A 1,503-nucleotide genomic window follows, 5' to 3' on the forward strand; every position below is an offset into this window, starting at 1 on the left:
GGCTGCAATCGGCATGGGGGGGCTTGCGGCCCTGATCCCGGCGCTCAAAGTCTTTCGGGTCGACATCGCCAAGACGCTCGCCGACACCCGCTAAGGAGTTCGTCCATGTTCGTTCGCTTGCTGCTCGCCGCGACCCTCGCCCTGCAGGCTGCGCCCCTGAGCGCTGTGGCCCTGACTCGCGCAGACGCCCCCACCGAGAGCGTGTGGAAGCCCGCCGACACTCCCCCAGGGGGCGTCGCCTGGGCCTTGCTGGAATCCACCAAGGAGATCACCCGCACCGATTCCCGCGGCTATCTGCTGTCCAAGCCGGACTTTCCGCCAGGGGTGCTGGCGCTGAAGGGCAAGAAGGTGAAGGTCTCGGGCTATATGATGCCGCTGCAGAACGGCAAGACCCAGACCCACTTCGTCCTGCTGGCCTATCCGCCAGACTGCCCCTTCCACCTCAATCCCGGCCCGATGCAGTTCATCGAGGTGAAGACCGACAAGGGCGTGACCTTCGACTACGGCGTCAAGACCATCGAAGGGGTGCTGGAACTGGCCGGTCAGGACGAAGGCGGCGTCTTTTACAAGATCAACAACGGCCGGGCGCTCTGAGCGCCCGCCGCCGTCGCCCTATTGAAGGGCCTCAAGAAAGGCGGGCCGCAGGGTGATCGTCAGGTCGCTGGGGCGGGCGCCGGCCTCAAACGTCGCGAAACTGTAGAGCGAGGCCAGCTGCCGGACAGTCTTGTCCTTGGGTGGGTCGATGGCCAGCAGGGCGCTGAGCCGCCGACCCAGTCGTCCATATTCCAGCCAGAAGGCGGTTTCCGTCAGCCCGCAGGACCGAGCCAGATCTCCCGCATTGGCCCGGGCGTTCGCGCGTTGCGAATGGGCGTGCAGGGTGTTGTCGAGCCTTGAGTCAGCGATCAGGGGCGTAGCATCGAGCGCCTCACGATACTCATCTGCGCTGGGCAGGCCCTGCTCGTCCCGCTGAGCGACGAAGGCGTCGCGGCGCGCGTCCAGGCGCACGATCATCGCCGCATAGGCCGCATCAACCGTGTCGTCGGTCAGCTGATCGAGCTTGCGCATCCCCACATAGGCGATCGCTTCGCCGACCTCGCCGCGGGGGCCGGCCAGGATCCGGTAGCAGCCATGGGTCACGTCCAACTTGGACACGGTCGGGGGATTTCCAGCATTGGTCACGTAAAGTAGCGCTCCTTCCGATCCGCGCAGGCCGCGGCGCCGCCCTTGTCGCGCGGGCGGGCAGGAAGCTGGTCGACCACGATGGGCCGTCGTCAGGCCCCTTATCCGCCCCGCCAGATGCGGATACGGGCGCGAGGCCGCCGCTGGCGCTGGTCGTTCGAGGACTTAGGTGGCGACGCCCGGGCGCGGCGTCGCTGCCAGGGCCATCAAACCCATCCCCCAGTATAGGTCAGGCCGCCTCGGCATTGTAAGCGTTTCTGATTGTGCGATCCAAAGGATGGGTCGCTGGCCAATTCCATAGTGCGCAGGTGTCACTTGTCCCCA

The 1,503-nt window shown here is 66.2% G+C and carries 2 protein-coding genes; one reads left to right on the plus strand and one right to left on the minus strand.

Features of this window, described 5'->3' with window-relative positions:
* Positions 1-105: 105 nt before the first annotated feature.
* Positions 106-594, plus strand: a complete 489-nt coding sequence (locus Q7V15_RS08200; RefSeq protein ID WP_304754986.1) for a DUF3299 domain-containing protein — start codon at positions 106-108, stop codon at positions 592-594.
* 18 nt (positions 595-612) lie between these two features.
* On the opposite strand, the gene Q7V15_RS08205 is transcribed toward Q7V15_RS08200, so the two are convergent.
* Positions 613-1,179, minus strand: coding sequence for a hypothetical protein (locus Q7V15_RS08205; RefSeq protein ID WP_304754987.1), 567 nt, complete (start codon positions 1,177-1,179; stop codon positions 613-615).
* Positions 1,180-1,503: the final 324 nt, after the last annotated feature.

Source organism: Phenylobacterium sp. (assembly GCF_030651755.1).
Lineage (GTDB): Bacteria > Pseudomonadota > Alphaproteobacteria > Caulobacterales > Caulobacteraceae > Phenylobacterium.